At 51.0% G+C, this 20,503-nt stretch carries 22 protein-coding genes; 1 reads left to right on the top strand and 21 read right to left on the bottom strand.

Annotated features, from left to right (window positions below):
* Positions 1-17 precede the first annotated feature (17 nt).
* The 12 genes from fliQ to fliF all read right to left on the bottom strand — a co-directional run bounded on the left by fliQ (position 18) and on the right by fliF (position 10,357).
* Positions 18-287, bottom strand: a complete 270-nt coding sequence (fliQ, locus tag Q7T66_RS11670; RefSeq protein ID WP_304933495.1) for a flagellar biosynthesis protein FliQ — start codon at positions 285-287, stop codon at positions 18-20.
* Positions 288-296: 9 nt separating this feature from the next.
* Positions 297-1,043 carry a flagellar type III secretion system pore protein FliP gene (gene fliP / locus Q7T66_RS11665; protein WP_304933760.1) on the bottom strand — a complete coding sequence of 249 codons (747 nt, stop codon included), beginning with the start codon at positions 1,041-1,043 and terminating at the stop codon, positions 297-299.
* Between the two features lie 10 nt (positions 1,044-1,053).
* Positions 1,054-1,494 (bottom strand): flagellar biosynthetic protein FliO, encoded by a 441-nt coding sequence (gene fliO, locus Q7T66_RS11660; protein WP_304933494.1) that lies wholly within the window; start codon positions 1,492-1,494, stop codon positions 1,054-1,056.
* Positions 1,491-1,916 carry a flagellar motor switch protein FliN gene (gene fliN / locus Q7T66_RS11655; RefSeq protein WP_304933493.1) on the bottom strand — a complete coding sequence of 142 codons (426 nt, stop codon included), beginning with the start codon at positions 1,914-1,916 and terminating at the stop codon, positions 1,491-1,493. Before fliN ends, fliO begins: the two co-directional genes overlap by 4 nt.
* The gene (fliM, locus tag Q7T66_RS11650; RefSeq protein ID WP_304933492.1) at positions 1,909-2,907 is read right to left on the bottom strand and encodes a flagellar motor switch protein FliM; all 999 of its coding nucleotides are present in this window, start codon (positions 2,905-2,907) and stop codon (positions 1,909-1,911) included. Before fliM ends, fliN begins: the two co-directional genes overlap by 8 nt.
* A gap of 3 nt (positions 2,908-2,910) precedes the next feature.
* A complete protein-coding gene (gene fliL / locus Q7T66_RS11645; RefSeq protein WP_304933491.1) occupies positions 2,911-3,414 on the bottom strand; it encodes a flagellar basal body-associated protein FliL in 504 nt (167 codons plus the stop codon).
* Between the two features lie 403 nt (positions 3,415-3,817).
* Positions 3,818-5,017 carry a flagellar hook-length control protein FliK gene (locus Q7T66_RS11640; protein ID WP_304933490.1) on the bottom strand — a complete coding sequence of 400 codons (1,200 nt, stop codon included), beginning with the start codon at positions 5,015-5,017 and terminating at the stop codon, positions 3,818-3,820.
* A gap of 24 nt (positions 5,018-5,041) precedes the next feature.
* On the bottom strand, positions 5,042-5,482 hold the full coding sequence (gene fliJ / locus Q7T66_RS11635) for a flagellar export protein FliJ (protein ID WP_304933489.1): 441 nt from the start codon (positions 5,480-5,482) through the stop codon (positions 5,042-5,044).
* A gap of 35 nt (positions 5,483-5,517) precedes the next feature.
* Positions 5,518-6,948, bottom strand: coding sequence for a flagellar protein export ATPase FliI (gene fliI, locus Q7T66_RS11630; RefSeq protein ID WP_304933488.1), 1,431 nt, complete (start codon positions 6,946-6,948; stop codon positions 5,518-5,520).
* Positions 6,948-7,643: a flagellar assembly protein FliH gene (gene fliH, locus Q7T66_RS11625; RefSeq protein WP_304933487.1), complete on the bottom strand. Its 696-nt coding sequence runs from the start codon at positions 7,641-7,643 to the stop codon at positions 6,948-6,950. The genes fliI and fliH overlap by 1 nt, the downstream gene beginning before the upstream one ends.
* Positions 7,636-8,631 carry a flagellar motor switch protein FliG gene (gene fliG / locus Q7T66_RS11620; protein ID WP_304933486.1) on the bottom strand — a complete coding sequence of 332 codons (996 nt, stop codon included), beginning with the start codon at positions 8,629-8,631 and terminating at the stop codon, positions 7,636-7,638. The genes fliH and fliG overlap by 8 nt, the downstream gene beginning before the upstream one ends.
* Complete coding sequence (gene fliF / locus Q7T66_RS11615; protein WP_370691645.1) at positions 8,624-10,357, bottom strand: flagellar basal-body MS-ring/collar protein FliF; 1,734 nt, start codon at positions 10,355-10,357, stop codon at positions 8,624-8,626. The genes fliG and fliF overlap by 8 nt, the downstream gene beginning before the upstream one ends.
* A gap of 264 nt (positions 10,358-10,621) precedes the next feature.
* Here fliF and fliE point away from each other — a divergent pair, with 264 nt between their 5' ends.
* Positions 10,622-10,975, top strand: a complete 354-nt coding sequence (gene fliE / locus Q7T66_RS11610; RefSeq protein WP_304933485.1) for a flagellar hook-basal body complex protein FliE — start codon at positions 10,622-10,624, stop codon at positions 10,973-10,975.
* Positions 10,976-11,097: 122 nt separating this feature from the next.
* Here fliE and Q7T66_RS11605 read toward each other — a convergent pair whose 3' ends face one another.
* The 9 genes from Q7T66_RS11605 to Q7T66_RS11565 form a co-directional block, all read right to left on the bottom strand.
* A complete protein-coding gene (locus tag Q7T66_RS11605) occupies positions 11,098-11,853 on the bottom strand; it encodes a flagellar brake protein (protein WP_304933484.1) in 756 nt (251 codons plus the stop codon).
* Between the two features lie 54 nt (positions 11,854-11,907).
* Positions 11,908-12,201, bottom strand: coding sequence for an EscU/YscU/HrcU family type III secretion system export apparatus switch protein (locus tag Q7T66_RS11600; RefSeq protein ID WP_304933483.1), 294 nt, complete (start codon positions 12,199-12,201; stop codon positions 11,908-11,910).
* Complete coding sequence (locus Q7T66_RS11595) at positions 12,198-13,340, bottom strand: flagellar hook-length control protein FliK (RefSeq protein ID WP_304933482.1); 1,143 nt, start codon at positions 13,338-13,340, stop codon at positions 12,198-12,200. The genes Q7T66_RS11600 and Q7T66_RS11595 overlap by 4 nt, the downstream gene beginning before the upstream one ends.
* 4 nt (positions 13,341-13,344) lie before the next feature.
* Positions 13,345-13,683: a flagellar protein FliT gene (locus tag Q7T66_RS11590; RefSeq protein ID WP_370691644.1), complete on the bottom strand. Its 339-nt coding sequence runs from the start codon at positions 13,681-13,683 to the stop codon at positions 13,345-13,347.
* Positions 13,684-13,686: 3 nt separating this feature from the next.
* Complete coding sequence (gene fliS, locus Q7T66_RS11585) at positions 13,687-14,175, bottom strand: flagellar export chaperone FliS (protein ID WP_304933481.1); 489 nt, start codon at positions 14,173-14,175, stop codon at positions 13,687-13,689.
* Positions 14,176-14,199: 24 nt separating this feature from the next.
* Positions 14,200-16,218: a flagellar filament capping protein FliD gene (fliD, locus tag Q7T66_RS11580; RefSeq protein WP_304933480.1), complete on the bottom strand. Its 2,019-nt coding sequence runs from the start codon at positions 16,216-16,218 to the stop codon at positions 14,200-14,202.
* 96 nt (positions 16,219-16,314) lie between these two features.
* The gene (locus tag Q7T66_RS11575; RefSeq protein WP_304933479.1) at positions 16,315-16,686 is read right to left on the bottom strand and encodes a flagellar protein FlaG; all 372 of its coding nucleotides are present in this window, start codon (positions 16,684-16,686) and stop codon (positions 16,315-16,317) included.
* Between the two features lie 77 nt (positions 16,687-16,763).
* Complete coding sequence (locus Q7T66_RS11570; RefSeq protein ID WP_304933478.1) at positions 16,764-18,281, bottom strand: flagellin; 1,518 nt, start codon at positions 18,279-18,281, stop codon at positions 16,764-16,766.
* 513 nt (positions 18,282-18,794) lie between these two features.
* Positions 18,795-20,354: a GGDEF domain-containing protein gene (locus tag Q7T66_RS11565; protein ID WP_304933477.1), complete on the bottom strand. Its 1,560-nt coding sequence runs from the start codon at positions 20,352-20,354 to the stop codon at positions 18,795-18,797.
* Between the last annotated feature and the right edge of the window lie 149 nt (positions 20,355-20,503).

Here is a 20,503-nt window from a genome sequence, read left to right as displayed (position 1 = left end):
GGGAGACGGCATTGCCGCTAGCTGACTAGCAGAGGGATATTGGTAAACATTTCGCGCATGTAATCCAGCATGACAGTCAACATCCACGGACCGGCAATCACCAGTGCGACAAAAATGCCGACCAATTTTGGAATGAAAGAGAGTGTCTGTTCATTGATCTGTGTCGCCGCCTGGAAAATACTGACGACCAAGCCGATCGCGAGCGCGATCAGCAACATCGGCGCAGCCACCATCAAAGTGACTTCAATCGCGTGGCGGCCCATCGTCATGACGCTTTCGGGAGTCATCGCAAATCCTTAGTAAAAACTTTGCGCCAGCGAACCGATTAGCAATTGCCAACCGTCGACCAGTACAAACAGCATCAGCTTGAACGGCAACGCCACAATCGACGGTGACACCATCATCATACCCATCGACATCAACACACTGGCGACCACCATATCAATAATCAAAAATGGAATAAAAATCGCGAAGCTGATTTGAAATGCAGTTTTCAATTCACTGGTGATAAATGCTGGTACCAATATGCGCAATGGGATATCTTCCGGACCTTGCAGTTCTGGACCTTTGGATAATTTGACGTACAGCGCCAGATCCGACTCACGCGTCTGCTTGACCATGAATGTTTTCAATGGCGCAACTGCTTTTTCCAGTGCCTCGTCCATCTTGATTTTGTTGGCAGTGAAGGGCTGGTAAGCATCGACATAGATTTTATCCAGCACTGGGCTCATGACGAATAGCGTCAGGAATAATGCGAGTCCGATGATGACTTGATTTGGTGGCGAACTTTGTGTGCCGAGCGCCTGGCGTAACAAAGACAACACGATGATGATGCGCGTAAAACTGGTCATCATGAGTAACACGGCAGGCAGGAATGACAAGCCGGTCAGCAACAACAAGGTTTGCAAACTCAGCGAATAAGTCTGGCCGCCACCAGCAGTCGGTGTGCTGGTAAATGCAGGCAAGCCAGCTTGCTGTGCCATCGCAGCCATAGGCAGAGCCAGCAGTAACGGCAGTGCCAAGCTCAATAAACGACGCAGCATAGTAGATGAATTATTGGGCATTGCGTTTTTCGATTGTTTGCGCGAGCCAGCTCGAAAAGTTTTTCGACGGTGCGGCATCAGTGAATATCGTGGTTTCTTGTTTTGCCATGGTGGCTAACGCATTAACGCGACCTGGTGCAACACCGACGACTATCCATTGATCAGCTATTTCAACCACCATGACACGTTCGCGATTACCAACGCTGACGCCGCCTATGATTTTGATCTGCGCTGCGCTCTGACCTTTGGCCGTATTAAAACGACGCAATACCCAGGCTGCAGCAGCCATCAAGGCCAGCACTACCAGCAAACCTAAAGTCACTTGCATCAGATTGCCGGCGGTTGAAGTAGTCGATGTGCTGGTGGTCGCCGCTGTACTGACAGCAGCAGTTTGCGCATGCGCTACGCTTACCGAAAACAGTGCAACGAAAAAAGAAAAAGCACGAATCATCTGTTCAACTTACGGATACGTTCAGACGGGGTAATGATGTCGGTCAGACGGATACCGAACTTGTCATTGACGACCACGACTTCACCTTGCGCAATCAAGCAACCATTGACCAAGACATCCATAGGCTCACCGGCCAGACCATCAAGCTCGACAACCGAACCTTGAGCCAATTGCAGCAGATTCTTGATGGCGATTTTGGTACGGCCGAGCTCAACCGTCAGTTGCACAGGAATATCGAGAATGAAATCGATATCGTTGTGCGTACCGGTCTTCATATCGCCGCCGGCAAAATCCTTGAATACTGTTGCCGCTGCAGGTTTTGGAGCAATGGGAGGCGCTTCTGCTTCGCTCTTTTCCTGCTCGGCCATCGCTGCGCCCCAATCGTCCTCTGCTGCCGTTTGCGCTTCGTTTTCTTCACTCATGTTCTTCTCCTTGCGGTGAGTCGTTTGCGCTGTAGATCAATTTTTCCACGCGCAATGCATATTGGCCATTCAGTTTTCCGTATGAACATTCCATCACCGGCACGCCATCAACTTCTGCAGTGATGTTCTCTGGCACGGCGATCGAAATGACGTCGCCGACTTTCATGTTGAGGAGGTCGCCCAGCGTGACATTGGCGGAACCCATATTCGCCAGAATTTCTACTTCTGCGGTCTGGATCTGTTGCGTCATCAAGCGTATCCAGCGCTTATCCATTTCCAGTGTTTCGCCCTGCATGCTGCTGGTCAGCAAATCGCGGATCGGTTCGATCATCGAGTAGGGCACGCAGAAATGCAGATCGCCGCTGACCGGACCGAGTTCGATCGTGAAGGTCGTCGCGACGACGACTTCATTCGGTGTCGCAATGTTGGCGAACTGCGTATTCATTTCCGAGCGTATGTATTCGAACTCAACCGGATACACAGGCTCCCATGATTTTGCGTAGGTTTCGAAAATGATTTCGAGTACGCGTTGAATGATGCGCTGTTCTGTCTGTGTGAAATCGCGGCCTTCGACACGCGTATGGAAGCGGCCATCGCCACCGAACAGATTATCAACCAGCAGGAACACCAGATTTGGATCGATAACGATCAAGCCAGTGCCGCGCAGCGGCTTCATGTGGACCAGATTCAGATTGGTCGGTACGACCAGATTGCGTATGAATTCGCTGTATTTTGAAACGCGCACCGGACCGATCGAAACCTCTGCACTGCGGTGCAGGAAGTTGAACAGGCCGATGCGCAACAGACGGGAAAAACGTTCATTGATAATTTCCAGTGTCGGCATGCGACCGCGCACGATGCGCTCTTGCGTCGCCAGATTGTACGTGCGTACGCCAGAAGAATCTTCTGGTTTGCCAGTCTCATCCTGATCGCCATTGACGCCCTTTAGAAGGGCATCAACTTCTTCTTGTGAGAGGAAATTATCGGCCATGTTTTATTGCACGACGAATGAAGTAAACAAGACGTTGCTTACCTTGATGGTCGGTCCTTGTGGTGTGAACGGTTGCTTGAAGATTTCCAGAATTTCATCGGCTAACTTGTTCTTGCCGTCTACGCTCAATATTTCCGAAGCTTTTTTGCCTGACAATAAAAGCAGCATCCGGCTACGAACATGCGGCATGTACAACTTGATCAATTCAACTTGAGCCTGATCGGCAACTTGCAGCGTGAACGTCGTTTGCAAAAACTGTTCGCCGTTTTCGGCTTGCAGATTAACGGTGAACGCTTCCATCGGCAAGAACACCGGAGGCTTCGCTTCCTCTGCGTGTTTTTCCGGGGCATGCGCAGGTGCGGCAGCTTTCTGCGTCATGAAATACCATGCACCAGCGCCACCACCGCCCAATAGAATCACCAAAGCCAACACGATAATAAGTGTCTTTGATTTTTTTGGTTTCGCTTCGTCTGCGCTGGCTGCTTTAGGGGCTGCTTTTGTTGCCATCTGTTTTCCTCAAGTACGGCATGCTTTTTTCATGCATACCATTATTAAAAAAAAACGACACACAGGATGCATGGAAAAGAGAGGGGAACACGACGCATATCATCGTATTCACGTCTTCCAGTCCTGTGGTCGCTTCTTTCCGCGAATACCGTAAGCCATCTGGCAATTACAGAATCCCTGCTCAAGGTGCTATTAAACCATTATTAATTGCGACGGACACCCGTATCTAACGAAAAAACAATACGATTTTGGGCGGGCGTATGAGTGTCCATCATCAGATGCATAGCTAGTCTTGCTAGACGAAGCTATTTGAGTGGCCACGTCCTTGCTGAACATTAAGTAAAAGTTCAGCCTGGACGGACAAAAGCGTTTGCAGTTTTGCTACTGAAGGCTATTCAGAAAATCAGGCAAATGTATCGACGATGCCGTTGCCGACAGTCGGAACTGGCACGTGACTGACATGCATGATAGGTTCATCTACATTGCTGTTCGAGCCTGATTGGCGGCCACCCTGACGTTGTTCGCTGAAGGCATTTTGCTGTTGTTGAGTACCGGCGCTCACGTTGGACTGACTGAGTTGAATGCCGGCGTCGTTCAGCATCTCACGCAGACGCGGCATGGCTGCTTCCAGCGCATGTCGGACTTCAGGCTGATGCGCTGTGAAATTGGCGGTTGCCTGATTGTTGGAGACGTTCAAGGTTACTTGCATAGGGCCCAGATCGGGCGGGTTCAAGGTCAGCGTCGCGGTTTGCTGCGCGCCTTGCACCATCCAGACTACTTTTTGTCCCAGCGCTTGATTCCAATCCGGGCTACCGACTTGTGGTGCCAGTTTGTTGGATTGCGCAGCGCTTGTTTCTGCCAACTGTTGAAGGGCCACGGTGCCGACGGCGACGATGGCTTGTGTGCTGGCTACAGATACGGTTTCCACTGTTTTTGGTACTGCTACAGCGACCGCTGCAGCCAAGTCGGCCGCCGGTTTTGCGGCTGCGGCTACTGGAGCTTTGCTGCTATCGCCGGCAGTTGTGGTGGCTTTATCAAGTGCTGCGACAAAATCTGATTTCTTGCCGACTGCCTCTTTTTCACTGCTGGCAGTTGCTGTAGTGCCGACGCCTAAAGTGGTATCCAGCTTGGCATCAATATCGGTGATCTTGGCAGTGGCTGCAGTTTCAACTGCTACGTCGGTAACAGGAGTTTGTGCGGCTGCGGTATTCGCCTGCGTCAACGCAGCGACAAAAGCCAGTATCTGGTCGGTTGGACCAGCTGCGATTGCATCGGCATCTTTGGCATCGGCGAGTGCGGCTGCTTTGCTGTCATCCGCAGCTTTTGCGCCGTCTGCTGCGTCGGACGTTTCGCTGGAATTCGCTGTGTTACTGGTGGTGCCGTTTGCTGATTTGTCGTCTTTGGCAGATGCGTCTTTTTGCGTATTTTTGTTGACGTCATTGCTTGTGCTGGCGTTGTTGCCATTGTTATTGCGGCCAGCGATTTCACGCGTAAGAACTTGATTGAATGCGCCAGCATCAGACGAAGCAGATGCATCTTGCTTGCTGTTGTTCGCCGCTGGAGTCAGTGCGGCAAGTGGACTATTGATCGCTGAAGTATTCATTATTCTGCCGCCTGTTTGGGTCGTTTATCTTTTGTACAAATACTGTCTTGCTGCGTGTTCGTCTGTCTGCTTTTGATCGCGCTTGTTTTCTGCCAGTTGCTTGGCCTTCAAAGCCCGATTTGCCAATGTCCCGTATGACATGCGTTTGCGTTCGCTGGCTTGCCATGCCGATCGTTCTCGATCTACACGTGCATGCGCATCGCGCACTACCAACTGCTGACCGCTGATTGCCTGCTCCAGCTTGTCCATGAAAATCTGAAAATTACGATAGCCCATTGCGGTCAGGCCAGTCGTCAGGTTTTGCTGAAAACGCGCTGAATAGTCGTCGCGATATTGCATCAGCAAAGCCAGCTTTTGTTCTGTTTCCTCGGCCGCTTTCATGCAGCGTCCCAAGCGAGCGGCAGCCTCGTCAGTCTCCTTGGTTGCCAGTTCTATCAGTGTGTCGAGCGCAGAGGAGGTGGCCATTTTTGATAATTATATTTTTTAGTAGTCGAGTTCCATCACGAGAATAGCGAGGAAAGTTGCCCCAAGCTCTCGGTTATGTCGCTGCGCTCAGTAATATCTTGTTGTAAAAATGACTCTATTTTGGTGTTCAAAGCGATCGCTTCGTCCAGTACAGGGTCTGAACCTGCACTATAAGCGCCTACGCTGATCAAGTCACGATTGCGCTGGTAGCGCGACGTCAGTTGCTTGAGTCTACGTGTTTGTTTTTGATGTTCCGGCGAGGTAATCGTGTGCATCGCGCGGCTGATCGATTGTTCGATATCGATCGCAGGGTAATGTCCGGCTTCAGCCAAGGAACGGTTCAATACGATGTGACCATCCAGAATCGCGCGGGCGGCATCGGCGATCGGATCCTGTTGATCATCACCTTCGGTCAATACCGTATAGAAAGCGGTGATTGAGCCGCCGCCTTCTTTGCCATTACCGGCGCGTTCCACCAAGGCCGGCAGTTTGGCGAACACTGAAGGCGGATAACCTTTGGTCGCAGGTGGTTCACCAATTGCCAGCGCAATCTCGCGTTGCGCCATCGCATAGCGCGTCAGTGAATCCATGATCAGCAAAACGTCTTTGCCTTCATCACGGAAATGTTCGGCAATCGCCGTCGCATAAGCAGCACCTTGCAGGCGCATCAAAGGTGGGGTATCGGCTGGCGCAGCGACCACGACTGAGCGCGCCAAACCTTCAGGCCCGAGAATTTGTTCAATGAATTCTTTAACCTCACGACCCCGTTCACCGATCAACCCGACGATGATGACATCTGCCGTGGTGTAGCGCGCCATCATGCCGAGCAACACGCTTTTACCGACGCCGGAACCTGCGAACAGACCCATGCGCTGACCGCGTCCGACGGTCAACATACTGTTGATCGCACGCACGCCGACGTCGAGAATATCTTTGATCGGTGCGCGCGATAAAGGATTGGCGGCACGCACATTCAGTGGTGCAGCATGTGCTGCATTAAGTGGGCCAAGATTGTCTAGCGGCCTACCGGCACCATCCAGCACACGTCCCAATAATTCAATACCTACAGGAAGATGGCGACCTCGATCGCTAGGGCGACGACGTGGATGTGTGACTGCACCCGGACGGGGTAGCGATTGCACGACTTCGATAGGATAGACGCGCGTACCTGGCACGATGCCTTCGACATCACTTTGCGGCATCAGGAATAGTCTGTCGTTTTCAAAACCGACAACTTCAGCTTCGATGCGCGCACCGTTGGAAAGGGGAATCGTACAGGCGCTGCCGACCGCCAGTTTCAAACCGACGGCTTCCATCACCAAACCGGCAACGCGTGTGATGCGGCCAGATACCAGCATCGGTTCGGCGATATCCAGCAGGGTGCCGCAATCGCGCAAATAAGCTTGCCACCGGCTGCTGTTGGGCGCAGCCGGTTTGGATGTGGCTGATGGTGGCTTGGCAGACATTAGATCAGCCAGTCGGCATCTTTGCCGAGAGTCGCGGCGATGCGCTGCCAGCGTGTTGAAGTGGTGGCATCGATTTGATTGGTTACGGTTTCGACGCGGCAGCCGCCTCTATCCATATGTATGTCTTCAACAATGCGCCAACCGGCTGTTTTCAATTCATCGCCCATGTGGGTGGTGACTATTTCTGCATCATCAGGATGCAAATGCAGCAGGGTAGGTTGCTGCAAAGTCGGCAAATAATGTATCGCTTCGCGCACGATAGGAATGATCAATTCTGGACGTACATTCAAAGCGGTTTTTAACATCGCTTTGGCTAGATCCAATGACAGATCGAGCATATCGTTGGCGATCAATTCATTCGCTTGTGCCACTTCAGTGCCGAAAGCTTCGGCGATTTCTTGCAGGTTAAGTCTTTCTTGTTCTGCCAGTGCGCGTCCTTCTGTCAGGCCGGCAGCGCGACCTTCTTCCATGCCGCTGGCATAACCTTCTGCATGCGCTTGCGCGCGTGCTTCTTCTATCTGTTTGGCCATCGCAGCGATATTGGCCATTTGCGCTGATGCGGCTGCATTTGCTGCGGCGATATTGGCTTCGCTGTTTTGTGGCGCAGTGCTCGGGTTCGATTTTTCTTCGCCGAACGAAGTCATTTCCCAGCGTTGATACGCTGATTGTTTTTCTTTTGGAATGACGTCAGACATAAGCATCTTCCGCATTGCCACCGATGGTCAATTGACCTTCGTCGGCCAGGCGACGCACGATGACCAAAATTTCTTTTTGATTTGCTTCGACTTCCGACAAACGTACTGGGCCTTTGGATTCAAGATCTTCGCGCATCATTTCGCCAGCACGTTGCGACATGTTCTTGAAGAATTTTTCGCGCAGTTCTGGTGTTGCACCTTTGAGTGCAACGATCAAGGTTTCTGATTGAACTTCGCGCAGCAGCAACTGAATGCCACGATCTTCGATATCCATGATGTTATCGAACACGAACATTTCGTCCATGATCTTCTGCGCCATGTCGTTGTCGTAGCCTTTGAGATTGGCCATGACGGAAATTTCATTTTCGCCGTTGAAGAAGTTGAGAATCTCAGCCGCTGCGCGTATGCCGCCCATCGGTTTTTTCTTCAGGCTTTCGTTACCGGTTAACAGCTTGGTCAACACTTCATTCAATTCACGCAGAGCTGCTGGTTGCACGCCATCAAGTGTGGCAATACGCAGGACGCAATCGTTGCGCAGACGTTCTGTGAAGTGATTCAAAACTTCACTGGCTTGATCGCGTTCGAGATGGACCAGAATCGTGGCGATGATTTGTGGATGTTCGTTGCGCACCAAGTCGGCGACTGATTGCGCATCCATCCATTTCAAACTTTCGATGCCGCTGGAATCGCGTGTACCCAGAATGCGATTGAGCAGGGAGGATGCTTTGTCGTCACCCAACGCCTTGGTCAATACGTCGCGTATGTATTCGTCAGAGTCGAGGCCGAGTGAGGTATTTTTTTCCGTCTCGGTACGAAATTCGCTGAGCACGGCAACCAGTTCTTCACTCTGGATGGCTTTCATCGTCGACATCGCTGCGCCCAGCTTTTGGACTTCGCGCGGGCCGAGAAACTTCATCACTTCAGCAGCTTCGTTCGCGCCGAGTGCAAGCATCAAGACTGCGCCTTTATGTATGCCGTTTTCACTCATTTCCCACCCACGCTTTGACTATATTGGCGACGACTTTAGGATCTTTTCTGGCGAGCTCTTTAGCGGCTTCAAGATTTTGCTGATAGGTATTCTGTTGCACGCCCATCGGTCCGACTTCACCTTCAAGCTCCTGAACCTGTTCGATCGGTTCGCCGCTTTCATCCGTCAATGCCAATGGCGGCGGCGGATTCAGTTTGTTAAGCATAGGCTTCAATACTTTAAGGTACAAGATCAAAAGTACGATGCCCAGCAACAGATACTTTGCGCCCTGGATACCCATGTCAATGACTTCTGGACGTTCCCAGAGTGGCGGTTTGACGGCTTCTTCCTTGTCGACGCCAGCGAATGGGCTGTTGACTACGTTCAGCGTATCGCCTCTATCCTTGTTGTAACCCATGGCTTCTTTCACCAGATCGGTGATTTGGGTTTTCTCGATTTCGCTTAATGGAATGACGCTGACTTTGCCGTCTTTACCGATGACACGTTTGTAGTTCACGACCACCGCGACGGACAGACGTTTCAAGCCGCCCATAGGTTGTTGAACGTAGCGTACGGTTTTGTCGACTTCGTAATTAGTAGTGGTGTCACGTTGTGTTGGCGTAGCAGTTGCGGCTGCAGCAGCTGTTGCAGCCGCGGCGCCAGCTGCTCCAGGCGTACCTGCCGCAGCAGCGGGAGTGCCAGGTGCTGCAGGTGGTGGTGTGGTGTTAAGCGGTGCGGTGGCGGCTGGGGCAGGTTGGTTGGTCAATGCACCTGGAACACCAGTTGCATTGGCGCCGCCATTCGACGACTCGCTACTTTGCATACTGCGCACGGTGGCGCTGTTTGGCACTTGATTCGGTTTGTAGATTTCAGCCGCTTGTTCGCTGGTTGAGAAGTCGACATCTGCAGTCGCTTCGGCACGAATATTATTCAAGCCAACGATAGGTGTAATGATCGATTCGATGCGCTTGGTAATGCTTTGCTGCAGCTCTTGTACGTACTTGAGTTGTGATGGATCCAGCGTGTTGGTGCCGGCTGGTTTATTGTTTTCGGACAGCAGATTGCCGGCTTGATCAACGATAGTGACATTCTTGGGCGACAGTTCTGGCACGCTGCTGGCGACCAAATGCACGATAGCGCTGACTTGTTGTTGATCGAGGAAACGGCCTGAGTGCAGATTCAGTAAAACCGATGCGGTTGGTTTTTGCTGATCGCGGACGAAGACGGATGCTTTAGGCAGGGCGAGATGCACGCGTGCTGCTTGTACTGCGCCTACGGATTGGATGGAGCGAGCGAGTTCGCCTTCCAATGCGCGTTGAAAATTCACTTGCTCCAGGAATTGCGAAACGCCGAGCTTCTGGTTTTCCATCAGTTCAAAGCCGACGCTACCGCCTTTAGGCAAACCTTCAGCCGCGAGCTTCAAACGGATTTCGTGAACTTTGTCTGCTGGCACCAGAATCGCGCCGCCGCCTTCCGCGAATTTGTACGGGACATTTGCTGCTTGCAGCGAGGTCATGATGGCGCCGCCATCACGATCCGAAAAGTTGGAAAACAGCACGCGATATTCAGGTTTTTGGCCCCACAGGACCAAGCCAATCATCGCCGCGATTACCGCCGCAATACCGATCATCAACACGACCTTGCGGCCGTTAGGCGACTTCGCCATGTCAAGGATGGTGTTCGGGTTGTTCCCGCTCAGTTCGCTGCCTTGGGGAAGGCCGCCTTCAGCTGCTACGACTACTGCCATGATTGTGCTCCTGCGTGGCGATCGTCAAATTGGACTGGATTGTTCATCGATATTCTCGCTCTTCAAACTTTTTTCCGTAGCATGAATTGTCAAGGCTACGAGGAAATTCAATCTTTGGAACAGAGCAATGTTTCTGTCCCTTATCAGACTGATTCAATTTGACGTGCGTGATAACTTGGCGAGGTAGCTTGGAATCCCTGTTGGGAGTCCAGATAGATGGCTTGAAGCAATTATAGTGCTCGGCTCGCACTGATGGAGAAAATGATGAAAATCGGTGGAATTGATTCAACGGCAATAGATGCCATGGTCGCTCAGCTCAAGGCTGCGGCGGCACGCTCGCAGCCCGCGGCTAATTTGATGGGCGCTGCTGCGCCAGTCGAAAAGTCGGCAACCAAAGTAGACTTTTCGCAGGCCTTGAAGGCCTCACTGGATAACGTCGCTAGCGCACAAAATCACGCCGACAAACTGGGTGAAAAATTTTCGTCAGGTGACGACAGCGTCAATCTGTCGGATGTGATGATTTCTATGCAAAAAGCGAGTATTTCATTTCAGGCAACGGTACAAGTGCGCAACAAGCTGGTATCGGCCTATCAGGAAATGATGAATATGCAGGTGTAGCGCGGAATAGGATTTTGGAAGGTTGATAAGGCGACTGTGGTGTAGTCGCCTTTTTAATGCGCTAACGTTTCTGATTACTAGAATCCGATTCCTGCAGATTTTTGCGATTTCTCGCTAGCTACTCAACCGAGGCCGGTTGCCTTTGCATTCTGATCGCGTTCGAGCTTGGTAATGTACTTTTGTACCGCACCCAATGTTCCATTCGATGGATCCACAAACGCGCAGCCGATGCGATTGATGACTTTGCCATTGGTCAGAGTGACTTCCAGCAAGTTACGGATTTGCAAATCTACAGTTACTGCGCCACCTGGCAAATCAATACGGCAATTTTCATAGATACGACCTTGCGTTGTATCGATCAATTTTTTGTCGTCAACAATCGAAATTCCACCGCCGCTGATATTGTGCAATGCAGCCACGACAGGAATGATCTGGTCTTCTATTTTGACATTGATCGTGCAATGTACCGGATTGGTATACGGCGTAGGCACTCGATAATACTCGCGTCGTTGCAGGCGGATTACGTTCGTAGGCAAGGGAATGATGAAGGCTGGCAAGCCTTCATATACGATGCTTTCTGCAGCTGGGGAATTGAACAGAATGCGGATATTTTCCAGCACCGTTTCAAAAGATAATTTTTCGCTATCGAGGACGCGCTGATTCATTACCGCCGTAGGCGCGCAATCCAGATAAACCGTGTCATTTGACTCGTCGATATTCAGAATCGAAGTGACAATTGTGTCTTGTCCTTGATTGATTAGCATCCGGACAAGCTGATTGCGTTCACCTATGCTGCGCAGCAAGGCGATTACTTCCCGACGGGAACGAACCCGGAAAGGGTTCAAATCATCATTTTCGTATTCACTAGCGAGAGTCATTATTCTTTTCAAACAAAGTGCAGGGTATCGGTATCAAACTTTTTCAACCGATCATCATACATTGCCGTCGCGTTGTTGGGCTGCTTCGACGCGATATAACCACGCTAAAAGTTCCGCCACTGCACGATAAAGTGCTGGCGGAATGTCGTCGTCCAGCTCTACCTGCATCAGTAAGGCCACAAGTTCTTTTGATTCATGGACGGCTACGCCATGTTCTTTCGCCCGCTCTATGATCTGTTCGGCGATCATGCCGCGGCCCTTGGCAACTACACGCGGCGCCGAGTCCCCAGTCTGATATGCCAGAGCGACTGCGCTTGGCGGTGGCTTGAAGTTATCCATTGCAGTCATTCATTACGTCTGTCCGCTTGCTTGATAAGCAAGGAGTCCAAAGTCGAGCCCGCAGAATCCAGCGCATCGACCAGTAGCTTGCCGTGGTTTCTAAGTGTAGTGGCGACTTCTTCATTGGCGGTATTCACTTGCACTTGAACATGGTCGCCGGTCAGACGGATAGTCGCTGAGACTGAACCCAAGCTGGGCAGCGAAAAACGTACCGTGCTGTTCCAGGTTTTTTCCGGCTCGGCCTGATCTGCTTTTTGCTGCGGCGTGTCGTCGGAAATTTCCCATTCCAGCGGCTGCCCGGGGAATAGTTCACCCTGCCACATGATGCGGCGTTGTTCCAAGGTGTCGAGCTGCAAGCTGATGAGCTTGACGCCTTCATTGCTGGCAACATCCTGTTGTTTACCGAGCAGTGAGACGGCGCTGTCATCGGCTTGCTTGGTTTGCGAGGTACGCAGCAAATCCGTCAAAGCGCGTTCGCCGCCCACCCATTCACGTACATTCGACAGCAATTTACCTAGCTCATTGCCGTTGGTGTCAGCAGCGGCTGCTTGTCCATTACTTGCTGGCGTGGTGAGTGGCGCATTAGTCTGTTTAGCGGGTGGTTCCAGCAATAAATCGCTTGCGGGCCGTGAACCGGCCGCCCATTGCGCAACGTGTGACTCGTAGAAGAGGCCGCTGAAGGTAACGGCATTTTGTAAGGCGGCGGCAATTTGAGGAGGGCTGGCCCCTGGTGTTGCGACCAGTGGGGTTTTGCCGACAATAGCGCTGGGCATGCCATCTTGTTGGGCTAGTTGCAGCATATTGCCGATCAAACGGCCGGCATTGCTGAGAGAAGTTGTCGCGCCTGCTTCTGCCTTGCCGAGAATAAAAGTAGGGCGCGGCTGTGTTGAAAGCAGGGTGAGGTCGAGCGTGTCGCCGGCTTTGCTACCTGCTGGCAGCTTCATGCTGGCAACGGCATCATCGACTTTAACGAGAAAGCTGCCGTCGGTCAGGCGCGATAAAACCTGCGCCTGATATTCCTTGCCCAGCGTGAGCTGGAGCAGCCGGTCGACTGATTCCTGCCGGGCACTTCCCAGTGCATTGACCGGGATGCTAGCCTCAACTAGGACAACGGGCCGGGTCCCTGCGATGTCGGCCCGTGGCAGCATTTATTTATCCCGATTGATTTGCACCATAAGCGCGGTTGAGCTTACGTTCAGTGCCGGTGCTATTGATCATCATCGACAATTTGTTCATCCACGGTTCAGTGATGTTGCGGATTTCTTTATCATCAGCCAGGATCTTCTTGATGATTTCCACCTTGCGTTCACGGCTGGTACCGGTCAAAGGCACTGGCGGTTCGCCGGTTTTAAGAATATTGACCTGGTCGGCACAACGCGATTCCAGCGTAGCCAGTTTTTCCCAATCACCGACGCGTGCAGCAGCCAGCATCTGGTCGGTAATAGTGGCGACGTTTTCGTACAGATAAATGACTTCTTGTTCGTTCATCATCGATCAGGCTTTCATTAATCGTGGTGTGGTCGGTGCGAGTGCATCATAGGCGCCAGACAATGTCTGTTCTGCCAATGTTGCAGCCGGAGCTGATGGTGCAGATTTTGGTGCGATTTCTTCCCAAGCGCCTTGGATATCACGTAATAGCGCTTGGACTTCCTGAATGAACTCAGGTTTATTCTGCAGGTTCGCCAGCAATAACTGCTTGTTCATGTATTCGTACAGTGAATCCAGATTTAGCACGAGCTCTCCGCCTACCGTTTTATCCAAACTGGCGCGCAGGCCGTTCTCGATAATGGCAATCGCCTTGGAAAGCGCTTTGCCTCTTTCGGGGATATTACCGGCTTGCATATGTTGTAAAGCGTTGTTGAGGGCGATTTGCGCACCTTCAAACAACATGACAATTAACTTGTGCGGGTTAGCCGCGACTACGCCTGTTTCCATGCCGACTTTGGCATAGGCGTTCGCACCGCTCTGTACTGATCCAAACATGTAAGGTCTCCCGAAACTATTCTATTAGCTCGAGCTGCTATTGGCAGCGATCGATGCGAGTTGCTGGGTCAAATAAGTTTGCGTTCTTTGCATACTCGCAATCATAGAATCCAGCGCCGAGAATTGTTTGCGATAGCGTGTTTCAATATCAGCCAGGCGCAACTTGAATGCATCAGCGTCGTCAGTAATGCGTTTGATGCTGCTATTCAGACTGGTTGTGCTGCCAGTAATCAAGCCGTCGGCGCCTATGAATTGATCTGTCAATTTATTCAGGCGATCTGCATAACCTTGCGAGAAATCAATACGACCACGACTACCCAAGGCGCCGCCAACGATTTCAATTTTGAGGCCAAGTGCATTCGATCCGCTACCTGCACTTAATATTTGGCCAGAGCCGACCCCGACAATCCCGCCGATTTTCCCTTCAACATCGGTACCATCCGTGCCGGTAGATACGGTGCCTAATAAAGTTGATGCCGGTGTTCCGCTATCCGAGTTAATGATCACCTTCGAGGCGGAACCATAACGATCCGACTGCAAATTCAAAAAGCCATTGCTGTCTATCGTTGCTGTTACCTTGGAGCCGGCTGCGGAGATTTCAGAAGCACCATTGATTGCGGACTGAACTAATGCAGCGAGCTGGGCTGAGGTATAGGTGCCTTCCGTCAGCGAAATTTTTGCAGCGACACCGTCAATAGTGACGCTCAACTTGGTGTTCGGGACGATGGTTGTCGAGCCCGCATTCAGATTGACGTCTCCAGTTACATTGCCTCGCGTAGCGAGTTTAGTTACCTCGATGTCGTAACTACCGGCTTTGGTAGCGGAAGTAGAACTGGTGAAGTTAATCAAGCTATCTGTAGTCTTGCCGACGGTAGCAAACAGACCTGCGATATCGCCGTAGTTGGTATCCATCGCTTTTTTCAATTTGACAGAATCTACTGCGAGCGTACCGTCTCTTTGAAAGGCGACGCCGATTTGCGGCAACGACATATTGCTATTGCTCAAACCGGATAAGGATGCTGACAAAGTATTGCGAAGCTGGTCTTGAATCGTACGCGCAGTAGAGTCACCTACTAACAGGCCGCCGACTTTTGTATCTGCGTTATAGCCAGTCAAACTTTTAATAGTTTTATTAAGGTCGTTATAGGCTTTTACAAAACTGTTGACGCTGGCTTCTACTGCGGCAGTGTCTTTCGCCAACGTCATCGAAGAAGTACCGGTTTTGAGGATGTTCAAGGTCACGCCTTGAACAGCTTCCTTGACTTCATTGGTTGGGCTATTAACGAAAAAGCCGTTGACCGTCAGTTGCGTATTTTGTGCAACGCTGGTTTGTTTTAATGTCTGTGTACCAGCCGGATCATATGCAAGGATGCCTTGCAAAGCAGCATCGCCATCGACGTCGATTTTCATGCTGGACACTTCACCTGTTTTGTTTGAGGTGAAGATCAAATGATCAGGCGTTGCGCTACCATCAGAAACCAAAGTTGCGGTTACGCCGATATTCGCAGCATTGACCGCGTCACGTATACCTTGTAGGGAGTTATCGCCATTCTTGATGACGACAGTGCCGGTTTTTTGATTGGCGTCTTGTGTAAAAGTAGCGCCGGTATATGCGCCATTGGTGAGAGTACCGCCACTAATGGTACCAAATTGGAACGTCAAGGTCGTATCAGCGCCGCTGCCGATGAGCGCGGTCTTGCTGGTTTGTCCAGCAGATGAAATGCTGTGTGCCTGCGCCATTTGCGTGACGTTGACTTGATATGTTCCAGAAGCAGCTTTGCTGGTAGCCGTTGCAGTGAAAAACGTTTTGTCGGCAATTGTGGTTTGCAGGTTTTCGAAGGTCGAGCTTTTGCCCAACGCTGCCATTGCAGTCTGAAATGAAGCAAGCGCGCCTTTGAGGTTGCCGTAAGCGGACACCTTGGCTTGATAGCTCGCTTCTTTTTGCGCCATCAATGTCAGAGGCTGACTTTCAGCCTTCATGATATTGGTCAATAATTCGTCGAGGGGTAGACCGGAGCCAACGCCGATAGATGAAACGGCCATTTGCTTCTCCTGCTAGAGAAAAACCATACTATAAACGGCAACTGAAGATGGCAAGCGAAGGTTAGAAGGGCATTTACCTTCCTGTTTAAAACAAGTTTAAGCTTTTTGCCTAACGAGTAAACCTTGCAACTTGTCCAGCGCCTTGGAGATTTCGATTGCTTCCACGGATGGCATCTGACGAATAATTTCTTGCGTCTGCGTATCCATGACTTTAACGATGGTGCGATTGCTGTCTGCGTCTACTGTAAATTCTAGATTAGACGATAATTTTTGCAATGCCTTGTTGATGCTTTGTAATGCTTGTCCGACTTGGCTTTCTGAGACTGTGGCATCAGGTTGCTGCACTGCACTTGCCGTCATTACAGCAGCTGGTGCTTTGGCTGTGGAATTGACTGTGTTGGCAGCAGGTATCGCTTGGTCGACTCTGACAGTCGCCTTGGTCGCACTACTGATTTGTCCGATATCCATTATTCACTCCCATTGTGACAATTCCCCGGCTGCTAAATTGCAGCCGGGGAACCGTTCTACCCTACAGCTGCTAGTGATTAGCCGCGCAACAGTGCGAGTACGCCGTTTGGCAAGGCATTTGCCTGAGCCAACATTGCAGTACCAGCTTGTTGCAGGATCTGACCACGTGTCAGGTTAGCTGTTTCCGAAGCGAAGTCAGCATCCAGGATACGGCTGCGAGCTGCACTCAAGTTTTCGCTGGTGGTGCTCAGGGAAGCAACAACCGATGTGAAGCGGTTTTGCAACGCACCGAGGGATGCACGTGACGAGCTCAAGTTAGCCAGAGCGGAGTCGATGATCTGCAACGCGCTGTTTGCACCGGTAGGGATACCGTTGGTAACAGTTGTGATGTCGATCGAAGCCACTGACGACAATGAGCTGCTTTGAACCGCTGCTGCTGCACCAGTGAAGATACCTACGCCAGCCGAGGTAGCTGTGAAGGCTTCCGATGAATTCAGCGTTACTTTTGCGCCAACGACTGACGAGTCATTTGCACCGCTTGCGCCCAGAGTAACAGCAGTACCAGTACCGCCGTCTGTAGTTGGCGCACCTTTGAATGAGATAGCTGTTTGTGCAGTGTTGTTGGTAACACCGATGTCGTAGCCTTGAGCTTGTGTCAGCGAGATGGTGCCATTGGTCAAGTCAGCAATTGCGGTGATACCTGTAGTACCAGCTTGATCATTGATTGCCTTAGCCAAGCTACCAACGTCAGTTGCAGTAGCCAAAGTAGCGCTAACTGTTACTGGGTTTGCAGCACCAGCAGCAGTTGGTGTGCCTTGGAATGTCAGCGAAACTGTACCTGCTGCAAACGCGCCCAGTGTAGCTGTCGTGGTCGCAGATGCGCTAACGCCAGTTGCACCAGCAGAAGCATTGATTTGATCTGCGATTACTTTGCCCGAAGCTGCAGCAGCAACAGTCACAGTGCTTGTTGTACCGTTACCTTGAATTGTCAGTGCGCCACCTGCAACAGCATTTGCTGGAACAGTTGCGCCAACTGCAACAGCATTGACCATCGTACCGCCGCTGGCAGCTGCCAGGCTGTTGTTACCGATTGCCGACGCTTGAGCGCTGGAGATCGAGAAGTTAATTGTTTGGTTTGCGTTCGCGCCAACTTGGAATTGGGCGTTGCTCAGCGAACCGTCCAGAATGTTTTGGCCGTTGAACTGAGTTGTGTTTGCTACGCGGTTCAACTCTTGTTGCAGTTGGCTAACTTCTTCTTGCAGCGAAGCGCGGTCTGACGAAGAGTTGGTACCGTTGGCGGATTGAACAGCCAGGGTACGGATACGTTGCAACAGATCGGATGCTGTGCCCAAGCCGCCTTCAGCGGTTTGTGCCATCGAGATACCGTCGTTTGCATTTTGAGCTGCACGATTCAAGCCGTTGATTTGGCTGGTCATACGATCGGAAATTGCCAAGCCTGCAGCATCATCTTTTGCGCTGTTGATGCGCAGACCTGAAGACAAACGTTGCAGTGATGTTGCGAGTGAAGACTGGGATGCCGTCAGATTGCGTTGTGCATTCAGTGACGAGGTGTTGGTATTAATGACTGCTGCCATGATGATTCTCCTGTTGTAGTCCGATGGAAGTCTGACTGAAGCACTGTCAACGTCTGTTTTGCGTAATTTCGCATAGTCAGCGTCGTTGTAAGTTTTATCGGACGATTCCGGAAAAAGTTTAGTGCTACAGCAAAACTAAATTTTTTCCGGTCTCGCTCGAACTGCAGCCAGATAGTTTCTTTCACGGTTGCTATATGGAAAATCTTTAAGGAATTTGCTTGAAATTTAAAACAAAAATAAACAGCATTTACCCTTTATTTTTCTAAAATCCTGTCGTGTAGGGTGCTTGTCAAAACAATCATTTTTAGTATTTTTTGCTCTTCCAGCAGACTGAAAATAAGTGTTAATAATTGTTGCGGAAATGTGATTGGGCTCGAGACGGCGAGAGCAGAAAGACAATTCCCCTCGCCAAAAATATTTGGTGAGGGGCATAAAGATACAGATTTATTTGCCTGATCAGGCTTTGACAGCGGCTTTTACAAACTTAAATAGCTGAAAAATGTTTGTAAAAGCTTAAGTCGCTGCGACGACGCGATTTTTACCGGTTCGTTTGGCTTCATACAGCGCGCTGTCCGCACGCTTGATCATGGATTGTTGATCTTCTTTTTCCTTGCGCAAGGCGACGCCGGCACTGAAGGTCATCAGCAGGCGCGTGTGATTGTGCATGAAGATTTGCTTGGTCAGTTCACGCTGCAGGCGCGTGATGGTCTGAACGGCTTCTTCCAGTGGCGTATCGGGCAATACGATGAGGAACTCTTCGCCACCGAAACGGGCAATGACATCCATCGTGCGCAAGGTTTCCTTGATAACGCGGACCAAATGGATCAGCGCTTCATCGCCGGCAGTGTGACCGTAGTTATCATTGATTTTTTTGAAATCATCCAGATCCAACATCGCGATACAAAGCGGCGAGCTACGGCGTTCGGAGCGGGCAAGTTCGCGCTCGAACACATCTTCCAAGCCACGACGGTTGAGACTGCCGGTCAATTGATCCTCGCGGACCAATTCGCTCATCTGCTCCAGCTTGGCTTCAAGATTGTGTATGCGTGCTTCTGCATCTTCCACATCCTTGCGCGCAGCCAGAATCGCATCGCGTGAACGTAATGCTTCGGTTTGAGCGATGCGGGTTTCTTTCATGACTTCGTCGAGAATTTTGCCCAGCTTGCCCACATCGGAGGTCGAACTGATTTGTTTGGAATAGCTTTCAATTTTCTTGTGATAGGTGCCGGTTGTGGTGGCAATTTCTCCCAAGCGATCAATGAAGGTGACCATCATGTTTTTGACGGTTTCTTTGGCATCGACCAGGCTGTGCTTCAAGGTGCTTTGTTTGTAGATCACTTCCTTGAGGCTGCGCATGACTTCTTTGAGCGCGATCTCGTCGATCGGTCCGGTGATCAGATTCTGTACGGCTTCGATCTGACCATGCATCCATGAATCATCGTCGAGCAGACCGCCGACGTTTTCAAGCAGCAGATTGAATAAGCGCAGCAGCAATTCATGCTGTTCCGCCATGTCGCCGCTTTTCAGTTCGATCTTGAAGCACAGTTGTTTGAGGCGACTTGATGCCTCTTGCAGAGCTTGTTCTGTTTGCGCTTCCTTGATGGAGCGACCCAATACTTCAGCTTCTTCAGCAAGCGCTGGCACGCCTTGCAAGAGCGACGCAACCGCCAAGGTAAGGGTGCGCGTTAACAAGTCGCGCAAGAGGGCAGGTTGCGGATCGTCGATTAATGACGATGTGCCCAGACTCGCAATACTACTGCCACGTGCTGCAAGTTGCGTTTGATAATGCTTGACCAGCTCGGCGAGGCCTTTGCCGTAATCGGGCCAGTAAGGCGTCGCAGCGGCTACTTGTAGCGCTTTGCCGATAGGGGCGACGCCATCAGGTGCTGTAACGAGAGTGCCGGCAAATTCGCCGAGGATTTCTTCTGGCGTCGGTTCTTGCGCATAACCGGCGATTTCGTCGTAAATCTTGCGGTAGGCGTCAGGTGTTGGAGCGATCTTGCGTATGGCAAGTTGGCGAAATGCTTCGCGAGCAAGTTCCGCCGGATTTTGTGCTGGTTTATTGTCTGACATGACTGCGCGGGCGCTTTATTGTTGATGGCCGGAGATCGACCTATCTTTGAATAATAGGGCAAGGCAGGCGGATTTGTTAATTGAATTAGCGTGGCAAATTATTGTTACTTTGCTGCTTTGTTATTCATTTAGTAAAAGGATGCAAATAA

Source organism: Herminiimonas sp., assembly GCF_030655415.1.
The sequence above is the reverse complement of the archived record's forward strand: the minus strand, read 5'-3'. Positions and strand labels throughout refer to the sequence as shown.

Bases quoted from the DNA above. Each gene is read 5' to 3' on its own strand.
- fliQ (WP_304933495.1), bottom strand. From the start codon at position 287: ATGACTCCCGAAAGCGTCATGACGATGGGCCGCCACGCGATTGAAGTC.
- fliP (WP_304933760.1), bottom strand. From the start codon at position 1,043: ATGCTGCGTCGTTTATTGAGCTTGGCACTGCCGTTACTGCTGGCTCTG.
- fliO (WP_304933494.1), bottom strand. From the start codon at position 1,494: ATGATTCGTGCTTTTTCTTTTTTCGTTGCACTGTTTTCGGTAAGCGTA.
- fliN (WP_304933493.1), bottom strand. From the start codon at position 1,916: ATGAGTGAAGAAAACGAAGCGCAAACGGCAGCAGAGGACGATTGGGGC.
- fliM (WP_304933492.1), bottom strand. From the start codon at position 2,907: ATGGCCGATAATTTCCTCTCACAAGAAGAAGTTGATGCCCTTCTAAAG.
- fliL (WP_304933491.1), bottom strand. From the start codon at position 3,414: ATGGCAACAAAAGCAGCCCCTAAAGCAGCCAGCGCAGACGAAGCGAAA.
- Q7T66_RS11640 (WP_304933490.1), bottom strand. From the start codon at position 5,017: ATGAATACTTCAGCGATCAATAGTCCACTTGCCGCACTGACTCCAGCG.
- fliJ (WP_304933489.1), bottom strand. From the start codon at position 5,482: ATGGCCACCTCCTCTGCGCTCGACACACTGATAGAACTGGCAACCAAG.
- fliI (WP_304933488.1), bottom strand. From the start codon at position 6,948: ATGTCTGCCAAGCCACCATCAGCCACATCCAAACCGGCTGCGCCCAAC.
- fliH (WP_304933487.1), bottom strand. From the start codon at position 7,643: ATGTCTGACGTCATTCCAAAAGAAAAACAATCAGCGTATCAACGCTGG.
- fliG (WP_304933486.1), bottom strand. From the start codon at position 8,631: ATGAGTGAAAACGGCATACATAAAGGCGCAGTCTTGATGCTTGCACTC.
- fliF (WP_370691645.1), bottom strand. From the start codon at position 10,357: ATGGCAGTAGTCGTAGCAGCTGAAGGCGGCCTTCCCCAAGGCAGCGAA.
- fliE (WP_304933485.1), top strand. From the start codon at position 10,622: ATGAAAATCGGTGGAATTGATTCAACGGCAATAGATGCCATGGTCGCT.
- Q7T66_RS11605 (WP_304933484.1), bottom strand. From the start codon at position 11,853: ATGACTCTCGCTAGTGAATACGAAAATGATGATTTGAACCCTTTCCGG.
- Q7T66_RS11600 (WP_304933483.1), bottom strand. From the start codon at position 12,201: ATGACTGCAATGGATAACTTCAAGCCACCGCCAAGCGCAGTCGCTCTG.
- Q7T66_RS11595 (WP_304933482.1), bottom strand. From the start codon at position 13,340: ATGCTGCCACGGGCCGACATCGCAGGGACCCGGCCCGTTGTCCTAGTT.
- Q7T66_RS11590 (WP_370691644.1), bottom strand. From the start codon at position 13,683: ATGATGAACGAACAAGAAGTCATTTATCTGTACGAAAACGTCGCCACT.
- fliS (WP_304933481.1), bottom strand. From the start codon at position 14,175: ATGTTTGGATCAGTACAGAGCGGTGCGAACGCCTATGCCAAAGTCGGC.
- fliD (WP_304933480.1), bottom strand. From the start codon at position 16,218: ATGGCCGTTTCATCTATCGGCGTTGGCTCCGGTCTACCCCTCGACGAA.
- Q7T66_RS11575 (WP_304933479.1), bottom strand. From the start codon at position 16,686: ATGGATATCGGACAAATCAGTAGTGCGACCAAGGCGACTGTCAGAGTC.
- Q7T66_RS11570 (WP_304933478.1), bottom strand. From the start codon at position 18,281: ATGGCAGCAGTCATTAATACCAACACCTCGTCACTGAATGCACAACGC.
- Q7T66_RS11565 (WP_304933477.1), bottom strand. From the start codon at position 20,354: ATGTCAGACAATAAACCAGCACAAAATCCGGCGGAACTTGCTCGCGAA.